The organism is Streptomyces sp. NPDC001594, assembly GCF_042893675.1.
GTDB lineage: Bacteria > Actinomycetota > Actinomycetes > Streptomycetales > Streptomycetaceae > Streptomyces.
This window is the reverse complement of sequence record NZ_JBIAVB010000026.1, coordinates 12320-34541: the sequence shown is the minus strand read 5'-3', so window position 1 is coordinate 34541 and position 22222 is coordinate 12320. Positions and strand designations below refer to the sequence as shown.

The 22222-nt window shown below is 73.9% G+C and carries 19 protein-coding genes; 11 read left to right on the top strand and 8 right to left on the bottom strand.

The window, feature by feature from the left end:
* Positions 1–18: 18 nt before the first annotated feature.
* Genes ACFY0O_RS35405 through ACFY0O_RS35365 form a run of 9 tightly spaced genes read left to right on the top strand, consistent with a single transcriptional unit; the run spans position 19 to position 12646 of the window.
* Positions 19–1347, top strand: coding sequence for a lysine N(6)-hydroxylase/L-ornithine N(5)-oxygenase family protein (locus ACFY0O_RS35405; RefSeq protein ID WP_388954639.1), 1329 nt, complete (start codon positions 19–21; stop codon positions 1345–1347).
* Positions 1347–2660: an NAD(P)/FAD-dependent oxidoreductase gene (locus tag ACFY0O_RS35400; RefSeq protein ID WP_388954638.1), complete on the top strand. Its 1314-nt coding sequence runs from the start codon at positions 1347–1349 to the stop codon at positions 2658–2660. The genes ACFY0O_RS35405 and ACFY0O_RS35400 overlap by 1 nt, the downstream gene beginning before the upstream one ends.
* On the top strand, positions 2657–4930 hold the full coding sequence (locus ACFY0O_RS35395) for a class I tRNA ligase family protein (protein WP_388954635.1): 2274 nt from the start codon (positions 2657–2659) through the stop codon (positions 4928–4930). Before ACFY0O_RS35400 ends, ACFY0O_RS35395 begins: the two co-directional genes overlap by 4 nt.
* On the top strand, positions 4927–8220 hold the full coding sequence (locus ACFY0O_RS35390) for an amino acid adenylation domain-containing protein (protein ID WP_388954633.1): 3294 nt from the start codon (positions 4927–4929) through the stop codon (positions 8218–8220). The genes ACFY0O_RS35395 and ACFY0O_RS35390 overlap by 4 nt, the downstream gene beginning before the upstream one ends.
* The gene (locus ACFY0O_RS35385) at positions 8217–9899 is read left to right on the top strand and encodes an AMP-binding protein (protein WP_388954631.1); all 1683 of its coding nucleotides are present in this window, start codon (positions 8217–8219) and stop codon (positions 9897–9899) included. The genes ACFY0O_RS35390 and ACFY0O_RS35385 overlap by 4 nt, the downstream gene beginning before the upstream one ends.
* Entirely contained in the window at positions 9892–10179 is a 288-nt protein-coding gene (locus ACFY0O_RS35380) for an acyl carrier protein (RefSeq protein ID WP_358894405.1), read from the top strand. The genes ACFY0O_RS35385 and ACFY0O_RS35380 overlap by 8 nt, the downstream gene beginning before the upstream one ends.
* Before the next feature lie 2 nt (positions 10180–10181).
* Entirely contained in the window at positions 10182–10790 is a 609-nt protein-coding gene (locus ACFY0O_RS35375) for a GNAT family N-acetyltransferase (RefSeq protein ID WP_358894406.1), read from the top strand.
* The gene (locus ACFY0O_RS35370) at positions 10787–11860 is read left to right on the top strand and encodes a C45 family autoproteolytic acyltransferase/hydolase (protein WP_388954627.1); all 1074 of its coding nucleotides are present in this window, start codon (positions 10787–10789) and stop codon (positions 11858–11860) included. Before ACFY0O_RS35375 ends, ACFY0O_RS35370 begins: the two co-directional genes overlap by 4 nt.
* 48 nt (positions 11861–11908) lie before the next feature.
* Positions 11909–12646: a 4'-phosphopantetheinyl transferase family protein gene (locus ACFY0O_RS35365; protein WP_388954625.1), complete on the top strand. Its 738-nt coding sequence runs from the start codon at positions 11909–11911 to the stop codon at positions 12644–12646.
* Here the strand turns inward: ACFY0O_RS35365 and serS are convergent.
* The 6 genes from serS to ACFY0O_RS35335 all read right to left on the bottom strand — a co-directional run bounded on the left by serS (position 12633) and on the right by ACFY0O_RS35335 (position 18815).
* Positions 12633–13910 (bottom strand): serine--tRNA ligase, encoded by a 1278-nt coding sequence (gene serS, locus ACFY0O_RS35360; protein ID WP_388954622.1) that lies wholly within the window; start codon positions 13908–13910, stop codon positions 12633–12635. The genes ACFY0O_RS35365 and serS overlap by 14 nt on opposite strands.
* 48 nt (positions 13911–13958) lie before the next feature.
* Positions 13959–15446 (bottom strand): APC family permease, encoded by a 1488-nt coding sequence (locus ACFY0O_RS35355; RefSeq protein WP_388954619.1) that lies wholly within the window; start codon positions 15444–15446, stop codon positions 13959–13961.
* Positions 15447–15451: 5 nt separating this feature from the next.
* Positions 15452–16435, bottom strand: coding sequence for a VlmB-like protein (locus ACFY0O_RS35350; protein WP_388954616.1), 984 nt, complete (start codon positions 16433–16435; stop codon positions 15452–15454).
* Entirely contained in the window at positions 16435–17067 is a 633-nt protein-coding gene (locus ACFY0O_RS35345) for a flavin reductase family protein (protein WP_388954614.1), read from the bottom strand. Before ACFY0O_RS35345 ends, ACFY0O_RS35350 begins: the two co-directional genes overlap by 1 nt.
* Positions 17064–17600, bottom strand: coding sequence for a hypothetical protein (locus ACFY0O_RS35340; protein WP_388954611.1), 537 nt, complete (start codon positions 17598–17600; stop codon positions 17064–17066). The genes ACFY0O_RS35345 and ACFY0O_RS35340 overlap by 4 nt, the downstream gene beginning before the upstream one ends.
* A gap of 75 nt (positions 17601–17675) precedes the next feature.
* Entirely contained in the window at positions 17676–18815 is a 1140-nt protein-coding gene (locus ACFY0O_RS35335; RefSeq protein WP_388954609.1) for an acyl-CoA dehydrogenase family protein, read from the bottom strand.
* A gap of 271 nt (positions 18816–19086) precedes the next feature.
* On the opposite strand from ACFY0O_RS35335, the gene ACFY0O_RS35330 reads away from it, so the two are divergent.
* Both ACFY0O_RS35330 and ACFY0O_RS35325 read left to right on the top strand, forming a co-directional pair.
* Positions 19087–20100: a DUF2156 domain-containing protein gene (locus ACFY0O_RS35330; protein ID WP_358894415.1), complete on the top strand. Its 1014-nt coding sequence runs from the start codon at positions 19087–19089 to the stop codon at positions 20098–20100.
* A gap of 16 nt (positions 20101–20116) precedes the next feature.
* A complete protein-coding gene (locus ACFY0O_RS35325; protein WP_358894416.1) occupies positions 20117–20269 on the top strand; it encodes a hypothetical protein in 153 nt (50 codons plus the stop codon).
* A 111-nt stretch (positions 20270–20380) separates the two neighbouring features.
* Here the strand turns inward: ACFY0O_RS35325 and ACFY0O_RS35320 are convergent, their stop codons facing one another.
* Positions 20381–21046, bottom strand: a complete 666-nt coding sequence (locus ACFY0O_RS35320) for a hypothetical protein (RefSeq protein WP_388954606.1) — start codon at positions 21044–21046, stop codon at positions 20381–20383.
* Positions 21047–21052: 6 nt separating this feature from the next.
* The gene (locus tag ACFY0O_RS35315; protein WP_388954603.1) at positions 21053–22144 is read right to left on the bottom strand and encodes an iron-containing redox enzyme family protein; all 1092 of its coding nucleotides are present in this window, start codon (positions 22142–22144) and stop codon (positions 21053–21055) included.
* Between the last annotated feature and the right edge of the window lie 78 nt (positions 22145–22222).

Here is a 22222-nt window from a genome sequence, read left to right as displayed (position 1 = left end):
AACGAGAGGTTCCGAACCATGGGGCACGAGAGCTTCCGGCCGGGCATCACGCACTTCCGCTGCGTGGGAGTCGGCGTGGGCCCGGCCAACCTCAGCCTGGCGTCCCTGCTGCACAGCAGGCCGGACGTACCCAATCTCTTCCTCGACCGCAAGGAGTCCTTCGGCTGGCACGACGGCCAGCAGATCCCCGGCACCAGCCTCCAGGTCTCCCAGTTCAAGGACCTGGTCAGCCTGGCCGACCCGGCGAACCCCTTCTCCTTCCTCTCCTACCTGCACGCCAAGGGCCGGGTCTACCACTTCCTCAACGCCCGCTTCGACGACGTGCCCCGGCTGGAGTTCCGCAACTACCTGGCCTGGGCCAGCCGCAACAACGAGAACGTCGTCTTCGGCGAGGGAGTGGAAGAGGTCGACTTCGACGACGGGCTCGGAGCGTTCACGGTCCGCACCGAGCGCCGCACCGTCACCGCCGAGAACGTCGTCGTCGGCGTCGGCAGCCGCCCGTGGGTGCCGCCCCTGGGGGAGCACCAGCTCGGCCCCACCCAGTTCCACGTCAGCGACTACATGGCCAACGCGCAGGACGTCGGCGGCAAGCGGGTCGTCGTCATCGGCGGCGGCCAGTCCGGGGCCGAGGCCTTCCTCGACCTGATCTCCCGGGGCGGCTGGGACCTGCCCCGCCGGGTCTCGTGGATCTCGCGCCGGGAGAACTACCTGCCGATCGACGACTCCCCCTTCACCAACGACTGCTACATGCCCAGCCACGCCGACTACTTCTACGGACTGCCGCGCGAGCGCCGCCACGCGCTGAACTCCCGCAACGTCCTCAGCAGCGACGGGATCTCCGAGTCCACGCTGCGCGAGATCTACCAGGGCATCTACATGCACCGGTTCGTCGACGGCAACGAGGACCTGGTCGCCCTCCACCCCGGCCGCGAGGTCTTCGACGTCCGGCCCGGCCCCTTCGGCGGCTGGGAGGTCCGCGCCCGGCACACCCAGGAGGCGGAGTCCGTGGAGAAGTTCGAGACCGACGTCGTCGTCTGGGCCACCGGCTACCGGCCCGCCGCCACCGACTTCCTCGCCCCGCTCGGCGGGCGCCTGGAGCGCGAGGGCGAGGAGCTGCGCGTCGACGAGGACTACGCCGTCCGCTGGGACGGGCCCGCCGACCGCCGGATCTTCGTCCAGAACGGGGTCCGCGGCCAGCGCGGCCTCGCCGACCCCAACCTCAGCCTCAACGCCTGGCGCAGCCGGCGCATCGCCGACCGGCTGTGCGGCGTACGCGGGGACGAGCAGCTCGCCTCCTTCATCGAGTGGTCCTCCAAGACCTCCCAGGACGAACGGTGGACCGCCTGATGACCACGGACCGCACCGGCACCTGCCGCCCCCTGACCACCGACCCCGAAGCCACCCCGCCCATACCCGCGGCCGGCCCGCCCCCGGCCCCGGCCCCCGCCCCCGGCCCGGCGGCCTCCGGGCCCGCGGGCCGGGTCACCCCGGCCGCCGGCCGGGCCGTGTCGGGCGTCGCGGGGGCCGCCGGGGCCGATCCCACCGCCGCCGCCGGCTACCGCACCACCGCCCGCCGTGCCGGCGGCCCGGCCGGGGCGCGGACCGACGTCGCCGTCGTCGGCGCCGGCATCCTCGGCGTGCTCGTCGCCCGCGAGGTCCTCGCCCGCGACCCCTCCGCCACCGTCACCGTCCTCGACCGGGACATGATCGGCTCCGGCGCCACCCGCCGCTCCGCCGGACTGCACTTCCCGCGCGGGGCCGACGAGACCGTCCGCGCCCTGGCCGCCGAGAGCGAACGCTTCTACGCCGACCTCCACACCGCCCGCCCCGACCTGCCCATCCACCCCCTCGCCATGACCGTCCTCGCACCCGAGTCCGCCGAGGAGGCCCTGCGCGAGAGCTACCTCCCCGAGGCCAAGCTCCGCTGGACCGCCGAACTGCCGCCCTGCGTCCCCGCCCTCCCCGAGCGCTTCGGGGCCTGGGAGGGCGACGGCTGCCAGTACGCCGACGTCCACACCCTCACCCAGCTCCTCGCCGCCGAACTGCGGCCCGCCGTCTCCTTCCGCGAGGGCGTCGCCGTCGAAACGGTCGCCGCCGGACCCGGCGGCGCCCGCCTCACCCTGACCGGCGGCGCCACCCTCACCGCCGGGCACGTGGTCGTCGCCCCCGGCCCCTGGCTCGCCGAGCCCGCCTGGCGCGAGCTCGTCGCCCCGCTGCGGGCCCGGGTCAAGAAGGTGGTCGCCCTGCACGTCGAGACCCCGCCCGCCCCCGGGGACCGGGCCGTCGTCCTGCACCAGGAGGACGCCTTCCTGCTGCCCCTCCACCACCGCGGCCACTGGCTGCTCAGCTACACCTGCCCCGAATGGGACGCCGACCCCGCCACCGTCGAACCCGCCGTCACCACCGCCCACCTGCGCGAGGGCCGCGCCCTGCTCACCCGCTACGCCCCCGCCCTGGCCGCCCACTGCCGCTCGGGCCGGGTGTTCTGCGACGCGTACGGGCCCGGCGGCAGGCCCCTGGTCACCGCCCTCGACCCCTACGGCCGGCTGGTCTTCGCGGGCGCCGCGGGCGGCTCCGGCTACCGCCTGGCCCCGGCGCTCGCCGCCCGCGCCGCCGACCTGATCCCGTCCCTCCCGTCCCCGCGAAAGGCCACGACATGATCATCGCGCGTTATGACGACGACGTGCTGGAACAGGCGTTCGGCATCGACATGAGCGGGGTGGAGGGCTTCGGGACCGGCGCCGGCTGGGGCCGGGTCGCCCCCGGCCGGGCCACCGACGACCACCACCACGACGAGACCGAACTCCTCGTCGTCGTCTCCGGCCGCGGCGCCTTCCTCATCGACGGCGAACGCCACGACGCCGTCCCCGGCACCGTCGTCCTCTTCGAACCCTTCGAGTCCCACGTCCTGGAGAACACCAGCCCGGACCACACCGACCTGGTCTTCTTCACCCAGTACTGGCGCGACGCCCAGCGGGCCGCGCACGCCGCCTCCGCACCCGTGCGCACCGGCTTCGGCGACCGCCCCGTCTTCGTCTTCTCCACCCCGCCCACCCCCAACGGCGACCTGCACCTGGGCCACCTCGCCGGCCCCTACCTCGGCGCCGACGCCTTCACCCGCTTCCAGCGCATGAACGGCACCGAGGCCTACCACCTCACCGGCAGCGACGACTACCAGAGCTACGTCCTCGGCGCCGCCCACCGGGACGGCCGCACCCCCGCCGAGACCGCCGCCCACTACAGCGCCGAGATCGCCGAGACCCTGCGGCTGATGGACATACCCCTCGACCAGTACACCGTCACCGACCAGGACCCCGGCTACCGCACGGGCCTCCAGGACTTCTTCAGCCGGCTCGTCGCCTCCGGCGAGATCGCCGTCAGCGCCCACGAAGCCCTCTACGACACCCGCACCGGCGCCTACCTCTACGAGGCCGACGTCACCGGCGGCTGCCCCGGCTGCGCCGCCCCCACCTGCGGCAACCTCTGCGAGGAGTGCGGCGAACCCAACACCGTCGCCGACCTCGCCGACCCCCGCTCCACCGCCACCGGCAGCGCACCCCGCCCCGCCCCCGCCGCCCGCTGGACCCTGCCCCTGCACGCCTACGCCGGCGACGTCCGCGCCCACCACCGGCGCGGCCGCGTCCCCGCCCGGCTGCGCGAACTCGCCGACCGGCTCTTCCGCCGCCCCGCCCTCGACCTCCCCCTGACCCACCCCTCCGACTGGGGCGTGCCGCCCCGCGAGGACGACACCGACGGACAGGTCATCTGGGTCTGGCCCGAGATGAGCTACGGCTTCCTGCACGGCATCCAGTCACTGGGCGCCCGCCTCGGCCGCCCCTGGCGGGCCGACGGGCCCTCCGCCGACTGGAAGATCGTCCACTTCTTCGGCTACGACAACAGCTTCTACCACTCCGTGCTCTACCCGGTCCTCTACCAGCTCGCCCACCCCGGCTGGACCCCCGACATCGACTACCACGTCAACGAGTTCTACCTGCTGGAGGGCGAGAAGTTCTCCACCAGCCGACGGCACGCGATCTGGGGCAAGGAGGTCCTCACCCCCGACACCGTCGACGCCGTCCGCTACTTCCTCGCCGCCACCCGCCCCGAGGGCCTGCGCACCGACTTCCGGCCCGCCGCCTACGAGGCCGTCCTCGGCGACACCCTCATCGGCACCTGGCAGCAGTGGCTCACCGACCTCGGCGCCCGCGTCGCCAAGCACCACGGCGGCCGCGCCCCCGACGCCGGCAACTGGACCCCCGAGCACACCGCCTTCCTCGCCCGCCTCGGCACCCGCCTCGACGCCGTCACCGGCGCCCTCGGCAACGACTCCTTCTCCCTCACCCAGGCCGCCGCCGAACTCGACGGCATCGTCAACGACACCGTCCGCTTCACCCGCGCCGAAGGCCTCCTCACCGACACCCCCGGCTGGGAGGACGAGAACCGCACCGCCGTCGCCCTCGAACTGGCCGCCGCCCGCCTCCTCGCGCACGCCGCCGCCCCCGTCATGCCCCGCTTCGCCGCCCGCCTCGCCGCCGCCCTGGACCTCGACACCCCGCGCACGTGGCCCCGTACCGTCGAACTCCTCACCCCCGGCGCCGCCGTCGACCTCGCCGACGCCGTCTTCTTCCAGGCCTCCCCCGACGCCGCCGCGCCGTCCGAGCCCGTCCTCACCCCCTGGCTCACCCAGGTCGCCCGCACCGCCCTGCGGCTCGGCGCCGACGAGCCGATCGCCCACCGCACCCTCACCCAGCTCGCGGCCGGCTCCCTCCAGGCCGTCACCGTCCAGTACCAGATCCTCGACGCCCTCGACGTCGACCTGTCCATGGACGAACTCCTGCACGGCGGCACCCTCGCGGAACTCGCCGCCGTCATCGCCGAGCGCGCCGAGCCCGCCGCCGTCGCCGCCCTGACCTCGGGGGAGGCCCGATGAACCAGCACCGCCACATCCTGCGCGAGATGGCCGAACGCGGGCTGACCGTCACCCTCGCCGACGGCGACCTGCGCCTGACCGGCAACCGCGAGCGGATGGACCCCGAGTTCATCGCCCGCGTCAGAGCCGCCAAGCCCGCCCTCGTCGCCCACCTGGAACGCGAGGCCGACCGCGGCCCCGGCTTCCCCCTGACCCCCCTCCAGCGCAGCTACCACCTCGGCCGCAGCGGGGTCTTCGAGATCGGCGACGTCTCCAGCCACGTGTTCCACGAGATCGAGGGCGACTGGGACATCGACCGGCTCCAGGCCTCCCTCGACACCGTCGTCGCCGCCCACAGCGGCCTGCGCTCCCGCTTCCTGTCCGACGAACGCCAGGCCACCGAACACGGCGCCCGCGCCCCCCGCATCGGCGTCCTCGACCTGCGCTCCCACACCCCCCGCCAGCAGGACGCCATCCGCGCCCAGCTCCGCGACATGCGCTCCCACCAGGTCCTGCCCGCCGACCAGGCCCCCCTGATCACCGTCGACGCCACCATCCTCGACGACGACCGGATGCTCCTCCACGTCGGCCACGACGGGCTCGTCATGGACGGCATCAGCATGTTCCTGTTCTTCCGCGCCTGGTGGCACGCCTACCAGAGCCCCGGCGCCGACGCCCACGAGGAACTCCGCTACGAGGACTACCTCACCGCCCTCGAAGCCGCCCGCGACAAGGCCCCCGCCCAGCGCTCCCGCGCCTACTGGCTGGACCGCGCCGACGACCTCGCCCCCCACCCCGACCTCCCCCTGCGCACCAGCCCGGCCGCCCTCACCGAAACCCGCTTCACCCCGCGCCGCGTCACCCTGGAACGCACCGCCTGGACCACCCTCAAGGACCGCGCCGCGGCCGCCGGCCTCACCCCCTCCGCCCTGCTCCTCGCCGCCTACGCCGAAACCCTCGCCACCTGGGGCGCGGGGGACCGGTTCACCCTCACCACCACCGTCGCCCACCGCCCGCCCGTCCACCCCCGCGTCTTCGAGGCCATCGGCCAGTTCTCCGACACCCTCCTCGTCGAGGCCGAAGTCGACCGCCGCCTGACCTTCGCCGAACGCGCCCAGCTCCTCCAGGCCCGCCTCCACACCGACATCGACCACCGGCACTACTCCGGCGTCGAGTTCCTGCGCGAACTCGCCGTCCGCCGCGGCGGCGTCACCGGCGCCCGCATGCCGTACACGTTCAACAGCGCCATCGGACACGTCAGCAGCGAGGTCGACGGATCCGCCCTGGAACTGTTCGGCAAGGAGGTCTACACCGTCAGCCAGACCCCCCAGGTATGGCTCAACGCCTTCGCCATGGAGCAGCACGGCGCCCTCGTCGTCCAGCTCGACGGCATCGACGAACTCTTCTGCGAGGGCCTCCTCGACGACCTCGCCCACGGCTACCGCACCCTCCTGGAAACCCTCGTGGACGGGGCCTCCTGGCAGCGGCACTCCTTCGACCTGCTGCCGCCCGCCCAGCGCGAGCGCCGCGCCGCCGCCAACGACACCGCCCTCGCCCTGCCCGACGAGATGCTCGGCGACGCCATCGTGGCCCGCGCCGCCCGCACCCCCGCCGCCCCCGCGATCCTCACCTCCGGCCGCACCGTCAGCTACGGCGAACTCCTGCACCGGGCCGCCACCGCCGCCACCTGGCTGCGCGCCCAGGGCGTCGGCCGCGGCGACCTCGTCGGACTCGTCTGCCACCGGGGCCCCGAGCAGATCGTCGGCATCCTCGCCACCGTCCTCGCCGGAGCCGCCTACCTGCCCGTGGACGCCGCCCTGCCGGCCGCCCGGCAGGAGTACATGCTCACCGACGGCAAGGTGCGCTGCGTGCTCACCAACTCCGGTCGGCCCTCCGACGACACCGTCGCCGCCTTCGACCTCACCCGGCCCTGCTCCGGCCGCGCCGAACTCCCCGACCGGCTCCCCGGATCCCACCCCGACGACCTCGCGTACGTCCTCTACACCTCCGGCACCACCGGCGCCCCCAAGGGCGTCATGGTCAGCCACCGCAGCGTCGCCAACCTGGTCGCCGACTGCCACGACCGCTTCGGCATCACCGCCGAGGACCGGTTCATGGCCGTCAGCGCCTTCCACTTCGACCTGTCCGTCTGGGACGTCTTCGGTGCCCTCTCGGCCGGCGCCGCCCTCGTCATGCCCGACCGCGACCAGGCCACCGACCCCGCCCACTGGCTCGAACTGTGCTGGCTCTACGGGGTCACCGTGTGGAACTCCGTCCCCGCCATCGTGGGCCTCCTGCACGGCCAGGCCCGCTCCGACGGCGACGTACCGCCCGGACTGCGGCTGGTCCTGATGAGCGGCGACCGCATCCCGCCCGCCCTCCCCTCCCAGCTGCGCGAACTGATGCCGGGCCTGGAGGTGGTCTCCCTCGGCGGCCCCACCGAGACCACCGTCTGGAACATCCTGCACCCCGTGGCCGAAGACGAGGACGGATCCTCCTCCATCCCCTACGGCCGCCCCAACACCAACAACCGCGCCTACGTCCTCGACTGCCACGGCCTCGACGCCCCCGACTGGGTCACCGGCGAGATCACCGCCGCCGGCACCGGCCTGGCCCGCGGCTACTGGGGCGACCCGGAACGCACCGCCGAACGGTTCTACGAGGACCCCGTGCGCGGCGAACGCCTGTACCGCACCGGCGACCTGGGTCGCTACCTGCCCGACGGCAGCATCCAGATCCTCGGCCGCGGCGACTTCCAGATCAAGATCAACGGCTACCGGATCGAGGCCGGCGAGGTCGAGACCCGCCTCGCGGCCCTCGCCGAGATCTCCCGGGCCGTCGTCGCCCCCCAGGGCAACCGCCTCGTCGCCCACCTGGTCCCTGCCGGCAACCACCGCCCCCACCTCACGGAGATCCGCCAGGCCCTGCGCGCGGAGCTCCCCGACTACATGCTCCCGGCGGCCGTGCTCTGGCACGAGGAGCTCCCGCTGACCCGCAACGGCAAGGTGGACCGCACCCGGCTGGCCGAACTCGCCGCCCGGACACCCGCGTCCGGCCCCGCCCCGGGCGGCAGCGCCCCGGCCACCCAGGCGGAGAAGATCCTGTGCGACATCTGGTCCACGGTCCTGCGCCGCCCGGACGTCGGCGCCCTGGACACCCTGACCTCCCTCGGCGGCGACTCCATAGCGGCGGCCCGCATCCTGACGGCCACCCGCAAACGCTTCGGCACCACCCTCACCCTCGACCAGCTCGCAGAACTCCCCACGGTCCGCGCCATGGCAGCAGCCCTGATGCCGAAGGAGCCCCGATGACCGCCCGGCCGCAGCCACCCCAGGGGCGCGGGGAACTGCGCGCTCAGCCCCAGCCGACCGGCACGGAACCGGTCACGCCCACCCCCCAGGGGCGCGGGGAACTGCGCGGCCAGCCACACCCGGCCCGCACCGGACCGGCCACGCCCCCGGCGGAGCCGGAGACGATCCGCCGGATCGTCTCCGGGCCGCGGCCCACCCGCGGTCACCTCCACGTAGCCCGCCTGGACGGGACCCGCACCATCCCCCTGCCCGAGCTCCACGACCGGGCGAACCGCCTCGCCCACCACCTGCGGAGCAACCACGGCACAGGGCCCGCCCACCGCATCGGCATCCTCGCCGCCAACAGCCTGGAATGGGTCCTCCTCGACCTGGCCGCCCTGCGGCTCGGCACGCAGACCGCCGGCCTCGAACCCGGCAAGTTCACCCCCTCCGCCGACCTCGCCGCCCGCTACGACCTGGACCTCCTCTTCACCGACCAGCCCACCGGCGGAGCCCCCGGCGTCCTCCCCATGGACGGGATCCTGGCGCTGACCGACCCCGGCCAGGAGCCGCCGGCCCCCCTCCCACCCGTCACCTGGACCACCACCGACGTCACCACCGTCAAGTTCACCTCCGGCAGCACCGGCGTCCCCAAGGGCCTCGGCGCCACCGCCGGCAGCATCGACAGCTCCCTCACCGCCGTCCAGGAGATCTTCGAACACACCCCCGACGACCACCTCTTCGTCTTCCTCCCCCTCTCCCTCCTCCAGCAGCGCTACTGGGTCTACTCCGCCCTCCTCCACGGCCACGACGTCACCGTCACCACCTACGAGGCCGCCTTCGCCACCCTGCGCCGCGTCCGCCCCACCGTCGTCATGGGCGTCCCCGCCTTCTACGAGTCCGCCCGCCGCCAGATCACCGCCCGCCTGCGCCGTACCCCCGGCCAGAGCCCCGAACAGGCCGCCCGTGCCCTCTTCGGCGACCGCGTCCGCTACCTGTGGACCGGCTCCGCCCCCGCCTCGCCCACCGTGCTCCGCTTCTTCAACCACGAGGCTCGCCTGCCCCTCTACGAGGGCTACGGCCTCAACGAGACCTGCATCGTCACCAAGAACCACCCCGGCGCCCACCGCGAGGGCAGCGTCGGCCGGGCCGTCCGCGGCAAGGAGGTGCTCATCGGCGAGGACGGGGTCATCAGCGTCCGCAGCACCCACCCCGTCAACAACCACTACGCCTACGCCCGCCCCGGCGACTCCGAGAAGGTCTTCTCACCCGACGGGACCGTCCGCACCGGCGACCTCGGCCACCTCGACGAGGACGGCTACCTCTTCGTCCACGGCCGCGCCGACGACGTCATCGTCCTCGACAACGGCAAGAAGGTCATCGTCCGCCCCATCGAGGAACTGATGCGCGCCGACCCCGCCATCGCCGAATGCGTCCTGTTCAGCCCCGCCCAGACCGACCTCGTCGCCGTCGTCTCCCCGGCCGCGCAGCCCGCCGACCACCAGGCCATCGCCGCCCGCCTGGCCGCCGTCAACGCCGCCACCACCCCCGACGAACGCATCAGCCGCGTCCTCGTCGCCGACCCGCCGTTCAGCATCGAGGGCGGCCTGCTGACCTCCCAGTACAAGCCGAAGCGCCCCGACATCCGGGCCGCCTACCACGCTCCGCTGCACTCCCAGGAGGCCGGAATCCATGCCTGACACCACCGACCCCACCCACACCGCCCTCGACGAAGCCGCCCGCGACCAGCTCGCCCTCGTCCTGGTCCCCGAGGTCCCCGCCGAGGAGATCGACCCCGACGCCGACATGGTCGCCGCCTACGGGCTGACCTCCCTCAACAAGGTCCTCTTCCTCACCGAGGTCTGCGAGGAGACCGGCGTGGACCTCGCCCACTTCACCGAGCACGACCTCGCCGACATGAAGACCCTCCGCGACGTCACCGCCGCCCTCGCCCGCCACCACGCCCCCGCCGGAGCCTGACCATGACCAGCTGGACCGAGCACGCCGCCGCCGTCCTGGAGAACGACCGGGTGCGCCTCACCCCGATCACCGGCGCCGACCGCGAGGGCATCCGGGCCGTGGCCATGGACCCGGACATCTGGCGCCACTTCGTCGCCGCCGTCGAGACCGACGCCGACTTCGAGGCCTTCTTCGACGCCAACCTCGCCGACCACGCCGCCGGCCGCCGCACCGTCTTCACCATCACCGACAAGGACTCCGGCCGCACCGCCGGCAGCATGAGCTTCGGCAACATGGCCGAGGCCGACCGCCGCCTGGAACTCGGCTGGTCCTGGCTCGGCCGCGACTTCCGCGGCCGCGGCGTCAACCACTGGGCCAAGGCCCTCCTGCTGGAGCACGCCTTCGAGGTGCTCGGCGCCGAACGCGCCGAGTTCAAGACCGACGTCCTCAACGTCCAGGCCCGCCGCGGCCTCGTCAACATCGGCGCCACCGAGGAAGGCGTGCTGCGCAGCTTCAACTACATGCCCGGCGGCCGCCGCCGTGACGCCGTCTTCTACAGCATCCTGCGCGCCGAATGGCCCGCCGTCCGGGCGCACCTCGCGCGCGGCCCCAAGAAGGCCGTCCCGGCATGAACGACCCCACCGCCGCAGGCCCCGGCATCAGCCACATACGGGCCTGCGGCACCCCGTACGAGATCGGCCGCGCCCACGGCGCGGCCCTCGCCGCGCCCCTGCGCGCCTTCCTCGACGACGGCCTCGCCCGCCTCAACCACCTCGTCCCCGAACCCCTGACCCTGCGCGCCCTGCTCCCGGCCATCGCCGCCCACCGGCGGGCCGTCACCGACTGCCTGCCCGACCTCGCCGAGGAGGTGGCCGGCCTGGCCGACGGCGCCGGCACCTCCGAGGACGAGGCCTGGCTGCTCCAGCTGCGCCGCGAGATCCTCGGCTACTCCAAGGTCCGCACCGGCGGCGACTGCACCACCTACGCCCGCACCGGACCCGGCGCCGGCCCGCCCGTCCTCGCCCAGACCGTCGACCTCAACGGCGACCTCGACACCCACATCAGCGTCCTGGAGACCGCCCGCACCGGCACCGCCCGCCGCTCCCTGGTCCTCAGCTTCGCCGGACTCCTCGGCTACCTCGGCCTCAACAGCGACGGCCTCGCCATCGGACTGAACCTGGTCCTCGGCGGCACCTGGGGGCCGGGCGTCCCCCCGTACCTGGCCATCCGCCACCTCCTCGACACCGCCGCCGACACCGGCCAGGCCCTCAAGCTCCTCGCCGACCTCCCCCTGGCCAGCTCCCGCTCCCTGATGCTCTGCGACCCCGGACGGGCCCTGTACGTGGAACACCTCGACGGCGACCTGCGCGTCACCGAGGCCGCCGCCCCCGGCGCGCTCGCCCACACCAACCACTACCTCCACCCGGACTTCGCCCCCGCGGACGAACTCAACGTCTTCGCCCGCAACTCCTCGCTGCGCCGCCTGCGCGCGGCCACCGAGGGCCTGGCCGCCCTCCCCGCCACCGCGACCCCCGAGGACCACCTGGACCTGCTGTCCCGGCCGCCGCTGCGCGTCCCCGGACGCGGGGACATCCGGGCCGAACGCACCGTCGCCGCGGCCGTCATGCTCCCCGCGGCCGGTCGCCTCCACCTCCGCCCGGGCGACCCCGCACGCTCCCGCACCCGCGTCTTCGGCCTGTAGGACGTCCCTTCCGGCGCCGGGGAGGGCCGTGCCAGAGAAAGGAGCACCATGGACGCATGGCTGGTCGACCTCGACCAGGTCGCCCCCCAGGACATCAGCGCGCACTACCCCGAGGGCCTGACCGAGGAGGAGCTGCGGCGCGGCGCCGAGTTCGTCCACGCCCGGGCGGCCCACCGCTTCTTCCGCGCCCGCCTCACCGTCCGCCGGCTGCTCGCCGAGCGGCTCGGGATCGCCGCGCACGACCTGCGCATCCACTACGACCCGGCCGGCAAGCCCTACCTGCCCGACCAGCCCGGCACGCACGTCAGCTGGTCCCGCTCCGACGGGCTGCTGCTGCTCGGCGCCACCGAGACCGGGCCCATCGGAGTGGACGTGGAGCTGGTCCGTCCGGCCGGCAGCAGCCTCGACGTGCTCGCCTTCGTCTACCCGGGGGTCCCGGACGGGGTCGGCGCCGACACCTTCTTCCACGCCTGGACCCTGCTGGAGGCCGCCGTCAAGGCCACCGGGCGCGGACTGGCCGACGGCGCCCGGGAGGTGGACCTGGCCTTCGGGCCGGACGGCTCCGTCACCCTGCGCGGGATCAGCGGGCACGGCCCCCTGCCCTGGCACGGGCACACCGCGCTCCAGCCCACCCGCCAGGACTGCCCCTGGGCGATGACCGCGTTCGTCTCCCGGGAACTGCCCCCGGTGACCGTCCTGACCTGGCCGGACCGCGCCGACGGCCCCGTGGGGCCACCGGCGCCGTCCGGGGCGGGGGCCCCGGCCGAGGGGATCAGGCTGCGCTGACCACCGGCGAGCCGTCCGGGGCGATCGCCGAGAAACCGGTGTACGGCACCAGCGCGGGCGGCACGGCCACCGAGCCGTCCGCGCGCTGGTACTGCTCCAGGACCGCCACCAGCGTGCGGCCCACCGGCAGCGCCGAACCGTTCAGGGTGGCCGCGAAGGCCTTCCGGCCGTCCCGGCCGCGCACCCGGATGCCGGCCCGGCGGCCCTGGAAGTCCCCGCAGTCCGAGCAGGAGGAGATCTCCCGGTAGGTCCCCTGCCCCGGCAGCCACACCTCGATGTCATAGGTGCGCCGGGCCGCGAACCCGAGGTCCCCGGCGCGCAGTTCCACCACCCGGTGCGCCAGCCCCAGCCGCCGGAGCGCCGTCTCGGCGTGCCCGGTCAGCAGCTCCAGCTCCTCGGCGGACCGGTCGGGGTGGCAGATCCGCACCAGCTCCACCTTCTCGAACTGGTGCAGCCGCACCAGCCCGCGGGTGTCGCGCCCGTACGAGCCGGCCTCCGCCCGGTAGCAGGGCGTGAACGCGGTGAGGGCCAGGGGCAGTTCGCCCTCCTGGAGGGTCTCGCCCCGGTAGAGGTTGACCAGCGGGACCTCCGCCGTCGGGATCAGCAGCAGGTCGCGGTCGGCGGCGTTCGTCAGGAACAGGTCGTCCTCGAACTTCGGCAGCTGCCCGGTCCCCGTCATCGTCTCCCGGCTGACCAGGTGCGGCACCCCGTGCTCGGTGTACCCGTGCTCGGCGGTGTGCAGGTCCAGCAGGAACGCGGCCAGCGCCCGCTCCAGCCGGGCCCCCGCCCCCCGGGTCACCGCGAAGCGCGAGCCCGACAGCTTGGCGGCGCGCACCGGGTCCAGGATCCCCAGCCGGGTGCCGACGTCCACGTGGTCGCGCGGCTCGAACGCGAAGCCGGGCACCTCGCCCCAGACCCGCCGCACCACCGGCGGGTCCTGCTCGGTCCCGTCCGGCACGTCGGCGTACGGGCGGTTGGGCACGGCCGCCAGCAGCGCCCCGAGGCCGTCCTCCACCTCCCCCAGCTCCTCCGACACCGAGCGCAGCCGCTGCCGGGCCTCCTGGAGCCGGGCCCGGGCGGCCGCGTCCGGCGGGCCGCCCGCCTTCGCCGAGCGGTTCTGCTCGGCCCGCAGCTTGTCCCGCTCGGCGATCAGCCGGGCGCGCCGTTCGGTCAGGGTGCGCAGGGCGTCCCGGTCCAGGACGTGGCCGCGGCGGGCCAGATCGGCCTCCGCCTCCTCCTGGAGCAGGCTGTGCGGGTCGTGCATGACGGCTCCTCGGTCTCGTTACGGGATGTCCTGGGGCTGTGGCTACGGCTACGGCTGTGGCTGCGGCTGCGGCTGCGGTACGTCGTGCGCGGCGGTGGCGATCGCCCGGTACCGCTCGGGTGCGCGGGCCCGCAGCCACCAGCCGTAGCCGAGCCCGCCGAGCGCGGCGGCGGCCATCAGCCAGGGGATCCGGTTGACCCACACCGAGTCGGTCCCGGTGACCAGCGCGAAGTTGTCCAGCAGCAGCCACAGCGCGCCGCCCAGCCCGGCCAGGGCCAGCACCGGCGCCAGCCGGGTCCGCCACCAGTGCGCGTCGGGGTGCCGGCGGAAGAACACCAGCACCGCCACCGCCACCGCCGCCTGGAGGGCGACGATCCCGACGGTGCCCAGGGCCAGCATGGTCGTCGCCAGGGTGGTGTACGGATGTGCGCCCGCGAGCGCGAACACGGCGCAGACGACGGCGGTCGCCACCGACAGCACCACGCTCGCCCGGTACGGGGAGGCGTGCCGCGGGTGCACCCGGGCCAGGGAGGCGGGCAGCACCCGCTCGCGTCCCAGGACGAACAGGTAGCGGTTGGCCGCGGTGTGCAGCCCGAGCAGCGCCCCGAACAGGCTGGTGCAGAGCAGGACCTGCATCACCCCGGTCGCGAAGCCGCCCAGGTAGTCGTCGGACAGCCGGAAGAACAGGTCCCCGAGCTGCTTCCCGGCCGTGTCGGCCACCCGGTCCGCGCCGATCGCCCCGACGGCCGCCCAGCTGATCAGCGCGAAGAAGACGGTGATGAGCACGACGGACGCGTACGTGGCCACCGGCACGCTCCGCTTCGGGTCGCGGCTCTCCTCGCCGTAGAGCGCGGCCGCCTCGAAGCCCACGTACGAGATCAGGGCGAACATCAGCGCCACCCCGAGCCCCGGCGTGAACACCGTGTGGGGCGCGAACGTGGTGGCGGGCAGGGTGTCCGCCCCGTGCCGGACGCCGATGGCCAGCGCCAGCAGCCCCAGCACCGCCACCTCGGTGACCATCAGCACCGCCAGCAGGCGGGCGCTGAGGTCGATCCGCCGGTAGCCCATCACGGCCGTCAGGGCCAGCGCCGCGCCCGTCCACACGGGCCAGGGCACGGGCAGCCCGTGGGCGGTGGCGACGAGTTCGGCGAAGTACCCGAAGGCCCCCGCCACCCCGGCGACGGCCGCCGTGTACGCGACGACCGCCGTCAGCCCGCCCGCGACGGCCAGGGGCCGGCCCAGCCCCTGGCCGATGTAGGTGTAGAAGCCGCCCGCGCCCACCACGTGCCGGCTCATCGCCGCGTACCCGACGGAGAAGCAGAGCAGTATCAGCCCGGCGAGGGCGAAGGTGGCGGGCACCCCCGCCCCGTTGCCGAGGGCGTAGGCGAGCGGCACCGAACCGACCACCCCGGACATCGGGGCCGCGGCGGCGACCACCAGGAAGACGATCCGGGGGGTGGTCAGAGTCCGCCGCAGCCCGGGCGCGGCGGCGGCGTCCGGGCGCCGCGCGGCTCTCGCGGGAATCGTGGAGGTCACCGGGGCTACCTCGGGTGGGTGCGGATCAGGTCGACGGCCTCGGGGATGCCCATGTACGGCAGCCGGACCTCGGCCATGTCGTCGGTCCACCGCTCGGCGAGCTCGTAGCGCTCCTTCGGGGTGGTCTCCAGCAGCCTGCGGCCGGGGAACACCTCGTAGTCCTCCAGCAGCTCGGCGTGGGCGAACATGCCCTGCTGGAACAGCTCCTCGCGCTCCAGCACGAACTCCTCCGACGGCAGCTCGTCCCACAGCTGCCGGCCGCGCCGGATCAGCTCGATCAGCCGCGGCCGGTACGAGGGGTTGCGCGCGAGGTGCTCGCGGACGATGGAGCTGCCGACCGTCAGATGGCGGATCTCGTCGATGGACGCCCCGCGGGCGATCTCGGCGGCCGCCGGGTCCAGCAGCGTCCACTTGCGCTCGCTGAGCTCGGCCGCCGGCGCCAGCACGCCCTCGATGACGATGGTGAACACCGCGACCGCGCCGATGAAGTCGCCCTCGTCGCGCACGACGGTCGTGGCGAACTCCGCGATCGGGTTCAGCACGCGCCGCGTGTAGTCGGTGCCCTGCTCCCGGATGAACTCCAGCAGCCCCGCCTCCGGCACCCCGAGGTCGACCAGGTGCTTGCGGAAGATCATCGCGTGCCGGGCCTCGTCGACCACCTGGGTGGTGAAGAACTCCTGCTCGACGACGCCGGGCGCGCCGATGACGTAGTGGGACAGCACGTTCACCGCCCGGGACTCGGCCAGCGACCGGTTGCCCAGCTCCAGCACCAGCGCCTCGCGCAGCGGCCCCGCCTCGCGCATGTGCGCGGGGGTGGCCGCGTCGTGCCCGGCCTCGGCCCGCCCGCGCAGGGTCCCCTGGGCGACGGCCGACAGCCAGTAGCCCAGGTCGCACTCCTCGGCGGTCAGGGTCATCTCCTGGGCGCCGTCGAGCAGGTTGGGCGCGCGGTCCCAGTCGGCCTCGACGGGGATCTGCGGAAGGGTGGTCATCACACAACCTCACGGGGGGAAGCGGGCAGGGAAGCGGGAACGGACGTGGGAACGGACGTGGGAACGGGGCCCGGGACGGAAGCGGCCGGGGTGACGCAGGCGCTGTGCATGCGCCCGGCGAAGCTGAGCATCGGGGAGTCGACGGCGTGGGCGCCGCCCGTGACCTCGGCGAGGAGCATGTCGTGGTCGCCGACCTGGTGCCAGCCCAGCACCCGGCAGGCCATGTGCGCCAGGCTCCCGCCGATCAGCGGGGCCCCGGTGAGCGGGTCGGTGGACCAGTCGAAGCCCTCGAACTGGGCGTCGCCGAGCGGCCGCTGCGGGTTGGCGAAGCGCCGGGCCACGTCCTGCTGGGCCGAGCCGAGCACGTTCACCGAGAACCGGCCGGCCCGGCGGACCATCGCCGCGAACGTCGAGGTGGGCCGCAGGCACGCCCCCAGCACCAGCGGGTCGCGGGAGAGGGTGACCACCGCGCTGGCGGTGGTGCCGTGCCGGACCCCGTCACGGCTGACGGTCAGCACCGTCACGCTCGACGCCAGCCGGCGCAGGGCGAGGCGGGCCGCGTCGGGGTCCTCGTACCCCCCGGCGGACGCCGAGGGCGAGCGGTCCGTCAGCCAGGCGGGATAGCGGCTCACCGGTTCACCCCGACGGCCGGGCCGGCGGCGGTCGCGGCGCGGGTCGCCGGGTGCTCCTCGTACGGCAGCGGGACCGGGCCCCCGGTGGCCGAGCGGCGCCTGAGCATGGCCGTCACCTGGTGCACCAGCGGGGTGTCCTCCGGCTCGAAGGGCAGCCCGAACGGCTTGAGGAAGTTGCCGAAGACCCCGCGGTCGCCGAAGACGTGGAACGGCAGGGCCAGCAGCGCCCACTCGGGCCCGATCAGCCACATCCACAGCAGGCCGACGGCGGCCACGCTCAGCAGGCTGTGCATCGAGTTGTACAGGACGTAGAACGCCTTGTGGATCTGCCCGTTCGCGCTGCGCCGGTAGGCGATGGCGCCCGGGATGTAGCCGATGAGGTCGATGTAGAGGAACAGGCCGATCGCGGCGAACCAGTTGATGTCCAGGAAGTGCCACAGGATGAACCCGATCGTCACGGCGAACGCGACCAGGTACTCCAGGCGGTGCAGGTTGAAGGTGACCGGCGATTCCACCGGGTTCTTGATGTCCATGAGGGGTGTCCTTACTGCGGGCGGGCGGGCGGACGGGCTGGCGGGCGGGCTGCGGGATGTGCTGCTGCCGGCGGGTCAGGACAGGCGCAGCGGGCCGCCGGCGAAGTACTCGGCCAGCTCCGCGGCCACGCTCGCCCGCGACGGCGGGTGGAAGGCCAGGGCGCGCACCGCCGACGCCAGGTAGGCCACCTCACCCGAACGGATGTAGGCCATCCCGCCGAGCATCTCCACGGCCTGGTCCACGGTCTGGGAGAGGAGGTCCTGCGTGGCGTAGCGGGCGGTCAGCACCGCCGCCACGGCCTCGTCGCCCGCGGTGCCGTCCTCCAGCGAGCGGGCCGCGCCCTCCACCAGGGAGACCGCGGCGTCCATCCGCACCGCCAGCTGCGCCCGCTCCGAGGCGCTGCCCCGCCCGCCCGCCAGCACCCGCGCGACCAGGGCGGAGGCGGCGCCGACGTACGAGGAGGTGGCGAGGAGCTCGAACCAGGTGAACCCGGCCGTCTGGAGGTCGTCGAGCCGGTCGGCGTCCTCGGGGGTGCTGTGGATGACGAGGTCCTCGGGGACCTCCACGTCGGTGAGCCGCACCTCGTGGCTCTGCGCGGCGGCCAGCACCGGGGTGGCCCAGAACGGCCGGGTCGTCACGCCGGGGGAGGAGGCGGGGATCAGCATCAGCGCGAGCGCGGAGCGCCCGTCCTCCTCCGTCACCTGCACGCTGGCCGTGAGCACGTCCATCGAACCGGAGAGGCTGCACGGCTTCTTCGCCCCGTTGACCCGGTAGCCGCCCGGGGTGCGCTCGGCGACCACGGAGGGCGCCAGGATGTTCTGGTCGGTCCGCCCCTCCGCCCAGCCGGAGGCCAGCAGCAGCCCGTCCGGGGCCACCGCCGACATCAGCTGCAGCTGGGCCGGGGTCAGCCGTCCGGTGGCCTCCGCCAGCCGGAACAGCATCGCCACCGTGAAGTGGTGCATGGTCGTGGCCACGCCCAGCGACGGCGAGAGCGAGGCGATCGCCCGCTGCACCCGCACCGCGTCCAGCGGACCGGCGGCCGCACCGCCGTACGCGGCCGGCACGAGCAGCCCGGGACCGCCGTGCTTGCGGTACAGCTCCAGCACCGGGCTGTCCGCACCCTCCCGGGCGTCGAGCGGCAGTCCTTCGAGTGCGTCGAGAAGACCTGCGTGGAATTGCTCGCAGATCCCGCGGGCTGTCGTCAGGGAACGCATCGCCGTGTTCTCCTCGGGCTGTCTCGGATTTCCCGTCCGAACCGCCGGGTATTCCCCGCGTTCGGCGCGTTCGGATACTCGAATGCGAATGAAAGTCTTCCAGTCACCAGCTGACTGAGGCCTGACGCACATCTGACCCCCGTTCTCGGCTGACTTGGCCCTGACGGAGGGCTGACCTGCGGCGGGACCGGCCTTGTGGCGCCCGGCGCCCCGTGCCATAAGTAGCCGTAGTGCCGTAGTACCGCAGCGCTGCCCCGAGAATGGATTTCACATGACCGGAACGATTCTGGAGACGGACGTCGCGCTCGACGCCATCCGGCAGTACGCGGACGCCGGAAATCCGAGCGCGTATTTCGCCTTCAGTGACGGCAACAGTTATTTCCGGCTCCCGGACGGGCCCGGGGTGATCGTCTACCGGCCCGTCGGCCGCTACCTCGTCCAGTTCGGCGGCCCCTTCGCCCCCTTCACCCCCGCCGGCCCGGACGGCCCCCGCGCCCGCCTCCTCGCCGCGTTCCGCGCGTTCGCCGCCGGACAGGGCCGCGAGATCGTCTCCGTACAGCTCCAGGGCGCGGACGCCGACGTCTACGTCGACCAGGGCTTCACCGTGAACCAGATGGGCGCCTCCTACGCCGTCGACCTGGAGGCCTTCACCCTGGCCGGCACGAAGTTCATGCAGCTGCGCAACAAGATCTCCCGCGCCCTGCGCAGCGGCCTGGAGATCAAGGAGGTCGCGTACGAGGACCACGCGGCGCAGATCGCGGAACTCGACACCGCCTGGCTCTCCACCAAGGGCGAGGGCGTCAAGCCCCTGGAGTTCCTGGTCGGCCAGACCGGCGGCCGCTACCAGCACCTGCGCCGCCTCTTCGCCGCCCTCCGCGACGGCGAGCTGATCGGCTACGTCTCCTACGCCCCCGTGTACGGGCCGCAGCCGGGCTGGATGCACGACCTCAGCCGCCGCCGGCCCGACTCCCCGCCCGGGGTGATGGAGGCCCTCAACAAGGCCGCCGTCGACGTCTTCACGGCCGAGGGCGTCCGCTGGCTGCACTTCGGCTTCACCCCCTTCACCTCCCTGACGGCCCCGCAGTTCCCGGGCCACAGCCGGGGCTTCCACTGGTTCATGGAGCACCTCTGGGAGCACGGCGCGCACATCTACCCGGCGCGCACGCAGCTGGAGTACAAGCAGAAGTGGGCGCCCTCCGCCGTCCTGCCGGAGTACATCGCCTTCCAGCACGGCGCGAGCCTGCCCGCGCTGGTCCACGTCTTCCGCGCCTGCAACGCGGTCTGAGAGGGAGGTCGTCAACGTGACGCAGTCCGACGAGATCGAGACCCAGGGCCTGCTGGTCGTGGACCGCTTCCAGGCCTGCGCGGCCGCCCCCGACGACCTGGAGGCCGCCCGCCGGTGCGACGCGGACCTGGCCCGCCTGGACGCGCTGCTGCGTGCGGCGGGGGAGTAGCACCGCACACGGGAAGGGGCCCCGCCGGTTCGGCCGGCGGGGCCCCTTCGTGCCGCGTACCGCAGGGAGGGGGTGGTGGGGAGGGGCTCCCCACCACCCCCTCGGGCGGTGTCAGCGCAGCGCCGGGCGGGTGCTGATCAGCGTGCCCGCCGGGCCGTGGACCAGCATCGGGCGGCGGCGGAGGGCCGGTTCGGGCCCGGCGGGCCGCGACAGGTGGCCGGCCAGGAGGTCCTGGACCACCGGGCCGCCGGGGCCCGCCACCAGCTCGTGGCGCGCGTGCCCGACCGTACGCCGGTCGAACAGCAGCCCCTGCCCCGGCTCCAGCGCCGCCTCCGTCAGCGGCCCCGCCCCGCCGGCGCCGAACAGCCGGGACCGGGCCGTCCCCGCCCCGGCCCGTCCCGCCACCGCCACGAGGCCGAACCCGCCGCCGCCCGGGGGCCCGGGCAGCCGCACCGGCGCCACCGCCCCGGCCGGCGCCACCGTGCGCACCAGGTGCAGCTCGATCAGCCAGTCCGCGTGGACGTCGAGCCACGGCCCGCCGAGGGTGCGCCGCAGCACCGCCGCGAGCCCCGCCTCCAGCCGCCGGTCGGCCCCGTCGTAGGGGACGTCGTACGGCACCTCGTACGAGGGGACGGGCAGGAAGAGCCAGTCGTCGTCCGCCGTCCACGACATCCGCAGCCGCACGACGCGGTACGGGGCCTCGTGGAAACCGGCCGCGACCGCCCCCGGCACGGGATCCAGCGCGACGGGCGCGAAGCCGTGCTCCCGCAGGGACACGGCGGATCAGCCCGCGGCGACGGGCGTGCGCTCGGCGGAGAGCCGGGCCAGGTCCAGGCGCTCGTCGAGGTGGCGGGCGGAGGAGTTGGCGCGCCACAGCGCGCCCCGGGCGATGCCCCGGCGCATGTAGGCGGTGCCGGCGCTCGGGATGACCACGTTGTGGAACCAGCCCGCCGCGTGCTGCGAGTCGATGGTGATGTGCAGCCGGTGGTAGGTGATCCCGACCTCCGGCAGGCCCAGCCGCTCCCAGGCCCGTACGACGTTGCGGAACCGGTCGGGGGCCAGCCACTCCGTCATCCCGAGGAAGCCCACCGCCTCCGGGTACAGGTGCCGGTAGCGGCACAGCAGCACCGCGAGGTTCCCGGAGTGCAGGTCGGTGGTGGTCATGGCGGCCTCGAGGTCCTCGTCGCGGACGTCGAAGACCTCGTAGATCTTGTTGAAGAGGTGGGTGTGCACGGCCTCGGGGTCGCCGTTGCCCATCTCGTCCCAGTAGTTGGCGGCGATCTCCATCTTGCTGGCGCCGGCCGTGCCGATCTGCATCATCGCGAGGAAGTCGTCGAAGCGGCCGTCGATCAGCGACTCCTGGATGACGTATGTGCGCAGGTCCTCCTCCCGCGCCTCGCGGTTGATGAACTCGGTGTAGTAGGGGTGCTTGAAGGCGCGGTGCACGCGCACCTGCCCCTTGAGCCAGGACAGGAACGCCTTGGGCTCGGTCGGCGCGGACTCCAGCAGGCCGGGCTCCAGGTGGGCGTCCTCGGCGGCGAGGGTGGCGTTCTCCAGCAGCCGGGTGACCTCGTGCAGCAGTACGGAGCCCTCGGCGCTCGGCCGGTCGGGGATCTGCATCACGGTCTGGTAGATGCGCGAGAGGAGGAGCTGCTGGTGGTAGTGGGCGTCCTCGCGGCCGGGGCCGGCGACGGCCGCGGCGTTCAGATCGGTGACGGCCTCGACGATACGGGCGCGCTCGCCCAGGAACTTGGCGTCGATCTCGTCGGCGTCGACGGTGAGCCAGGACGAGATCTCGTCCACGAGCGCGGCGGCGTCCGTCCTGCGGAGCACGGGCACGGTGGGGTGGTCGCTGCTGGGCAACTGCGTCTCCATGTCTGTCGGGGTCGCTCGGGAGGGCGACGCCAGTTCGGGTGGGTCGCGCCGGGCCGCGAGGGGCAGGGGCGGATTTGT